Source organism: Amaricoccus solimangrovi (assembly GCF_006385685.1).
Taxonomy (GTDB): Bacteria; Pseudomonadota; Alphaproteobacteria; order Rhodobacterales; family Rhodobacteraceae; genus Amaricoccus; species Amaricoccus solimangrovi.
On record NZ_VFRP01000009.1, the window covers coordinates 152,450 to 158,993 of the forward strand.

A 6,544-nucleotide genomic window follows, 5' to 3' on the forward strand; every position below is an offset into this window, starting at 1 on the left:
GCCGCTCCGGCGCCTCAGCCGCGGCGGCGCTCGATCGCTTCCCAGAGCGTCGCCGCGACATTGGCGCCGTCGAAACGCTCGAGCTCCTGGAGGCCGGTCGGCGAGGTCACGTTGATCTCGGTCAGCCATTCGCCGATCACGTCGATGCCGACGAAGATCTGGCCCTTCTCGCGCAGCAGCGGCCCGATCCGGGCGCAGATCTCGCGGTCGCGTTCGGTCAGCGCGACCTTCATCGGCGTACCGCCCACATGCATGTTCGAGCGGGTCTCGCCCTCCTGTGGCACGCGGTTGATCGCGCCGACGGGCTCGCCATCGACGAGGATGACGCGCTTGTCGCCCGCGCTGACCGCCGGCAGGAACTTCTGCGCGATCAGCGGCTCGCGGTTCAGCGAGGCGAAGAGTTCGTAGAGCGCGCCGAAGTTGCGGTCGTTCGGATCGAGCCGGAAGACCCCCGCGCCGCCATTGCCATAGAGGGGCTTCAGGATGATGTCGCCATGGCGCCCCTTGAAGGCGCGCAGCGCGCCGATGTCGCGCGCGACCATGGTCGGCGGCGTCAGGTCGGGGAAATCGAGGACCAGCAGCTTCTCCGGATAGTTGCGCACCCAGAACGGGTCATTGACCACCAGCGTCGTGTCCCGGACGCGTTCGAGCAGGAAGGTCGTCGTCAGATAGGCCATGTCGAAGGGCGGATCCTGCCGGAGCCAGACCACGTCCCATTCCGCGAGGTCGATCGTCGTCTCGGGGCCGAGGTCGAAATGCGCCCCCTCCTCGCGCCGCACCGTGACGGGCCAGCCATGCGCCTGGACGCGGCCCTCGTCGAAGACGAGCCGGTCGGGCGTGTAGTAGAAGAGCGTGTGCCCGCGCGCCCGCGCCTCCTCCATGATCCGGAAGGTCGAGTCGGCGTTGATGTTGATCTTGTCGATCGGATCCATCTGGACCGCGACTTTCAGGGCCATCGGTGTCTCCGGGCAGGTTTCGGGCCCGAGTCATGGCCGACGCGCGCCGCGCTGGCAAGGGCGGCGATCGTCGCAAATCCGTTTCCCGGGGCGCGGAAACGGCGGCGGGTCCGCGCCGCCGCCCGGAGCCGGTCCCGCGGCGGCGATTGTCTCCCGCCCGCGCCGCGGGCTAGGCTCCCCGCGGGCGAGCGCGATGCGACGCGAGATCGAGGTAACCCATGGAACGGGAACGCACCCTGCTGCTGCGCGACGCCGAGGTGGTCGTGACGATGGACGAGGAGCGGCGCGAGATCGCGAACGGTTCGGTGCTGGTCGCGGGGAACCGGATCGTCGCCGCGGGACCGGCCGCGGCGCTGCCTCGGGTGGCGGACGAGGTGATCGACCTCTCCGGCCATGTCCTGATCCCGGGGCTCGTCAACACGCATCACCACATGTACCAGACGCTGACGCGGGTGGTGCCGGCGGCCCAGGACGCGGAGCTCTTCGGCTGGCTGCGGAGCCTCTATCCGATCTGGGCGCGGCTCACGCCCGAGATGGTGGCGGTCTCGACCCAGACGGCGATGGCGGAGCTGCTGCTCTCGGGCTGTACCACCAGTTCGGATCATCTCTACATCTATCCCAACGGCTGCCGGCTCGACGATTCGATCGCGGCGGCGCGCGAGATCGGCATGCGCTTTCACGCCGCCCGCGGCTCGATGAGCGTCGGCGAGAGCAAGGGCGGCCTGCCGCCCGACGCCTGCGTCGAGGAAGAGGCGGCCATCCTGCGCGACAGCGAGCGGCTGATCGACGCCTATCACGACCCGGCGCGGTTCTCGATGCTGCGCGTCGTGCTCGCGCCCTGCTCGCCCTTCTCGGTCTCGACCGATCTGATGCGCGAGAGCGCGGCGCTGGCGCGCGATCGCGGCGTCTCGCTCCATACCCATCTCGCGGAGAACGACAACGACATCGCCTACAGCCGCGAGGTCTTCGGGCGGACGCCGGCCGAATACGCCGAGGATCTCGGCTGGCTCGGCCCCGATGTCTGGCACGCGCATTGCGTGAAGCTCGACGCACCCGGCATCGCCGCCTTCGCCCGCACCGGGACGGGGGTCGCGCATTGCCCCTGTTCGAACATGCGCCTCGCCTCGGGGATCGCGCCGGTCCGGCGGATGCTCGACGCGGGCGTCCCCGTGGGCCTCGGCGTCGACGGCTCGGCCTCGAACGACGGATCGCACATGCTGGGCGAGGTCAGACAGGCGCTGCTCGCGCAGCGGGTCCGCTCCGGCCCGGCGGCGCTCGGCGCGCGCGAGGCGCTCGCGCTCGCGACGCGGGGCGGGGCGCGGGTGCTGAACCGCGACGACATCGGCGCGATCGGCCCGGGCATGGCGGCGGATCTCGCCGCCTTCGACCTCCGCGGCATCGCCTACGCGGGCGCCGGTCACGATCCGGTGGCGGCGCTGGTCTTCTGCCACGGCCCCGGCGCGGCCTTCACGGTCGTGAACGGCCGGGTCGTGGTGCGCGAGGGACGGCTCGCCACGCTCGACCTCCGGCACCTCGTCGCCCGGCACAACGCGCTCGCGCGCGACCTCGTCGCGGGCTGAGGGCGGGCATCGTCCCAAGTCCGGGGAACGCTGAACCGCCCCGGCGCCTCAGCCGGGCGTGATCTCGACCGAGCGGCCCTCGAGCGCGCTCCTCCGCGCGGCGTCGAGCACGGCGAGGACCGCCGTCGCCTCCTCCGCCGTCACCGGCGGCGGCCCGCCGTCGCGCACCGCGCGGGCGAAGGCCGCGTAGTAGTCGTGATAGCGGCCCTGCTCCGACGGCACGCGCTCGGCGCCGGCGCCGGTCAGCAGCGTGCCCCGGTTCGCCTCGGGCTCGTAGCCCCAGCCGGCGGGATCGGCCGCGGGCCGGAGCCCGGCGAAGATCGCCTGGGCCTGGACGTCGGTGCTCGACGAGAGATAGGTGCCGGCGTCGCCATAGGCGCGGTATTCCTTCGCGTCGATCCGGTTGAGCTTGCTCGCCGAAAGATGGGAATGCGCGCCGCCGGCGTGGCGCAGCGTGATGGTGAACCCCGCGTCCGTCGGCCCCTCGGGCAGGTCCGCGATGTCGAGCTGCGCGTCGACCGAGGTCACCGGGCCGAGCAGGAAGAGCATCTGGTCGACGACATGGCTGCCGAGATCGCGCAGCAGGCCGCCGGTCGGCCCCGCCTCGAGCGTCGCCGGATCGTCCTGCTCCATGCGCGAATGGATGCGCCAGACCTTCCCGATCCGGCCGTCCGCGATCACCTTGCGCAGCGTCCGGAGATCGGAATCGTAGCGGCGGTTGTGGTAGACGCCGAGCACGACGCCCCCGGCCTTCGCCGCCGCGTCCAGTTCCCGCGCCACCTCCGCCGAGGGGGCGAAGGGCTTGTCCGCGATCACGTGGAGACCGGCGGCGATCGCCTCGAGCACCAGGTCGCGCCGGGTCTGGGGCGGGGTGGTGATCGTCACCGCGTCGATGCCGCCCGCGGCGATCATCGCGGCGAGGCTCGGGTAGACCGGCGTGCCCAGCAGATCGGCCTCCACCTTCGCAATCGTCGCGGGCGCGCGGGCGACCACGCCCGCGAGTTCCACGCCCTCGGCGGCGGCGATGAACGGGGCGTGGAAATGCCGCCCGCCCGTGCCGTAGCCCACAAGTCCGATACGCATCTTTCCTCCTCAGCGGCTGATCGTGGCCTGAAGGGCGTCGATCGAGGACTGGATGCCCGCCTCGGTCGACATGGTGAAATCCTCCATCTCGAGGCTCACCCAGCCGTTGTAGCCGACCATGCGGACCACGGAGAAGAACTCCTTCCACCACTGAAGATCGCGGCCGGCGCCGACGGCGACGTAGTTCCAGCTCCGGTTGGCGACGTCGGTCACCTCCTTGAGCTCCAGCAGGCCGTTCACGTCGGCGGGGCCGCGCTCGATCCTCGTGTCCTTGCCGTGGCAATGGTGGATCGCCGGGCCGAGCGCGCGGGCCGCGGCGATCGGGTCCGCGCCCATCCAGATCAGGTGCGAGGGATCGAGGTTCATTCCGATCATCGGATCGACGGCGTCGCGCAGCCGGAACAGCGTCTCCGGGTTCCAGACCAGCATGGCGGAAAAGTTCTCGAGCGCATATTTCTCGACGCCGACCTCCTTCGCGAGCGAGACCATCTTCTCCCAGAACGGGATCGCGCAGTCCTCCCACTGGTAGCGGTCGCGCTCCGGCATCTCGTCGGGCCAGCTCTTCGTATAGACGAGCCAGTTCGGTACCGTGTCGCCCGGCGCCGCGGCCGGCAGGCCGGACATCGTGACGACGGTCTTGACGCCGATCTCACCCGCGAGCCGGATCGTGTCCTCCATTTCCCGGGCGTGGCGGGCGCCCATCGGGCCGGGATCGAGCGGGTTCGCGGAGCAGTTCAGGGCGGCGATCTCGAGCCCGCGCGCCTCGATCTCCTTAAGCGCCGCCTTCAGCTTGCCCTTGTCGGCGAGGAGCGCGTCGGCGCGGAAATGCGGGCCCTTCGACCAGCCGCCGCCGGTCATCTCGATGCCCTCGACGCCGAGCTTCACGCATTTGTCGAGCATGTCCGTGAAGGCGAGGTCGCCCATCACATCGGTGCAGATGGAGAGTTTCATATGTCCGTTCCCGCGAGGGGTGAAATGCGCGGGGCGGATCGCCTGCGACCCGGTCCCGCCGTCCTGATCTCAGGCCGCGACCGCGACCCGCGCGCCGTAGAGCGCCGGCTTGTCGCGCATCGCGATCTTCTCGAGCCCGCCGCTCTCGACCGCGCGGAGCGCCGCGTCGGCGACCAGGGTCGCCGCGTAGCCGTCCCAGGTGCTCGGACCCGTCGCCGTGCCCTCGCCCGCCGCGACGATCCACTCGCGGAACTCCTGGTCGTAGGCCTCGATGAAGCGCTCGCGCCAGTCCTCGGGAATCGCCTGGCGGATGCCGTGCTTGTCGGAGACCACCGTCGCGGGCCGGTTCGGCAGCGAGGCCACGCCGTCCTCGCAGCTCACCTCGCCCCTTATGTCGTAGCCGTAGCCGATGTTGACCGAGATCTCGACATCGACCAGCGCGCCCGAACCCATGTGGAGCAGCACCACCACCGGGTCGCGCAGGTCGTCGCGGCGGCGGTTGCGGCGCGGCACGCGCACCTCGACGCCCGTCACCTCGTCGCCGAGCAGCCAGCGCGAGATGTCCGCGTCATGCACCAGCGTGTCGTTGAGCGGCAGTTCCGAGCTCCAGGCCTCCGGTACCGAGGCGTTGCGGTGCGTCGAGTGATAGAGCAGCGGCGCGCCGAGGGTGCCGCCGTCGATCACCGCCTTCAGCCGGCGGTAATCGGCATCGAAGCGGCGCATGAAGCCGACCTGCACGAGACGGCGGCCGAAGGCCACCTCGGCGTCCATGACCCGGAGCGCGGCGGCCTCGGAGGTGACGAGCGGCTTCTCGCAGAATACCGGCTTGCCGGCGGCGATCGCGGCCAGAAGCTGCGCCTCGTGCGCGCCGCCCCAGGAACAGATCACAACCGCCTCGACGCCCGGATCGGCGATCAGCGCCTCGGGCGTCTCGAAGACCTTCGCCCCTTTCGGCGCGGCGGACTTGGCGCGGTCGAGGTCGATGTCGGTCACGCCGACCACCTCGACGCCGGAGAGCACCTGGGTGAGACGGCGGATGTGATCCAGACCGATCATCCCCGTCCCGACGACTCCAACCTTGAGGCTCATTTCTTCCCCCAGAACTTGTCGATGTAGCGCTGCATTTCCGAGCGCATGAACCTGCCGGACTCGTCGGCCTTCTCCTCCCAGGCGAAGACGCAGGCGGTCATGACGCCGTCGAAGCCGATCTCGTGGAGCGTGCCGAAGAAGTCGTCCCAGGGCACCTCGCCCTGGCCGATGTTGAGATGCTGGTGCACGCGCGCCGTCGAACCCGGCGGGTTCACGATGTAGCGCAGGCCCGAGCTGGCCTTGTGGTTGAACGTGTCGCCGACATGGACATGGGCGAGCACGTCGGCGCTCTCGCGCAGCATCGCCACGGTGTCGTCGCCGAAGTAGAAGGTGTGCGGCGCGCAGTAGAGGAATTTCACACGGCTGGAATTGACCGTGCGGATGATGTCGAGCGCGGGCTGGATCGTCTCGCACCAGTCCTCGGGATGCGGCTCGACGTGGAGGTTGATCCCCTCGCGCTCGAAGATCGGCACCAGCTCCTCCATCGAGCGCCACCACGCATCCTCGCAGGCCTCGATCATCGAGCCGGTGTGGCAGCAGTAGCAGGAGCCCTTGTCGGGATGCGGCCCCCGGCCGAATTCCGAGTTCATCGTGTCGACTTCGAGCTCGACGGCGATCTCGATCGCGCGCTTCCAGTGCCGCACGGCCGCCTGGCGCTCGGTCTCGTCGTTCGAGGCCCAGCGGTACATCGGCAAGAGCGAGGCGATGCCGACGTTCTCCGCCCTGAGCGCCTGCTTCACCGCCTTGATCCGGTCGGGGAAGACGCGGGGCGCCTTGAACCACTCGAGGAAGTCGCCGCGCGGGGAGAGCTCGATCCAGTCGTAGCCGAGTTCGCGCACCTTGCGCGGGATCTCCTCGAGCGGGAGATGGCGGTGCATGAAGGGG

General features: G+C 70.1%; 6 protein-coding genes. 1 reads left to right on the top strand and 5 read right to left on the bottom strand.

Features of this window, described 5'->3' with window-relative positions; all coding sequences use genetic code 11:
• Positions 1-14 precede the first annotated feature (14 nt).
• Positions 15-956, bottom strand: a complete 942-nt coding sequence (gene gshB / locus FJM51_RS11280; RefSeq protein WP_181164532.1) for a glutathione synthase — start codon at positions 954-956, stop codon at positions 15-17.
• Between the two features lie 218 nt (positions 957-1,174).
• Here gshB and FJM51_RS11285 point away from each other — a divergent pair, with 218 nt between their 5' ends.
• Positions 1,175-2,536: an 8-oxoguanine deaminase gene (locus FJM51_RS11285; protein ID WP_140454242.1), complete on the top strand. Its 1,362-nt coding sequence runs from the start codon at positions 1,175-1,177 to the stop codon at positions 2,534-2,536.
• A gap of 48 nt (positions 2,537-2,584) precedes the next feature.
• On the opposite strand, the gene FJM51_RS11290 is transcribed toward FJM51_RS11285, so the two are convergent.
• The 4 genes from FJM51_RS11290 to FJM51_RS11305 all read right to left on the bottom strand — a co-directional run.
• On the bottom strand, positions 2,585-3,619 hold the full coding sequence (locus tag FJM51_RS11290; RefSeq protein WP_140454243.1) for a Gfo/Idh/MocA family protein: 1,035 nt from the start codon (positions 3,617-3,619) through the stop codon (positions 2,585-2,587).
• 9 nt (positions 3,620-3,628) lie between these two features.
• Entirely contained in the window at positions 3,629-4,570 is a 942-nt protein-coding gene (locus FJM51_RS11295; protein WP_140454244.1) for a sugar phosphate isomerase/epimerase family protein, read from the bottom strand.
• Positions 4,571-4,639: 69 nt separating this feature from the next.
• Complete coding sequence (locus FJM51_RS11300; protein ID WP_140454245.1) at positions 4,640-5,659, bottom strand: Gfo/Idh/MocA family oxidoreductase; 1,020 nt, start codon at positions 5,657-5,659, stop codon at positions 4,640-4,642.
• Positions 5,656-6,544, bottom strand: an 889-nt coding sequence (locus tag FJM51_RS11305; RefSeq protein ID WP_140454246.1) for a sugar phosphate isomerase/epimerase family protein, incomplete at its 5' end; no start/stop codon positions are given. The genes FJM51_RS11305 and FJM51_RS11300, both read right to left, overlap by 4 nt.

Bases quoted from the DNA above. Each gene is read 5' to 3' on its own strand.
- gshB (WP_181164532.1), bottom strand. From the start codon at position 956: ATGGCCCTGAAAGTCGCGGTCCAGATGGATCCGATCGACAAGATCAAC.
- FJM51_RS11285 (WP_140454242.1), top strand. From the start codon at position 1,175: ATGGAACGGGAACGCACCCTGCTGCTGCGCGACGCCGAGGTGGTCGTG.
- FJM51_RS11290 (WP_140454243.1), bottom strand. From the start codon at position 3,619: ATGCGTATCGGACTTGTGGGCTACGGCACGGGCGGGCGGCATTTCCAC.
- FJM51_RS11295 (WP_140454244.1), bottom strand. From the start codon at position 4,570: ATGAAACTCTCCATCTGCACCGATGTGATGGGCGACCTCGCCTTCACG.
- FJM51_RS11300 (WP_140454245.1), bottom strand. From the start codon at position 5,659: ATGAGCCTCAAGGTTGGAGTCGTCGGGACGGGGATGATCGGTCTGGAT.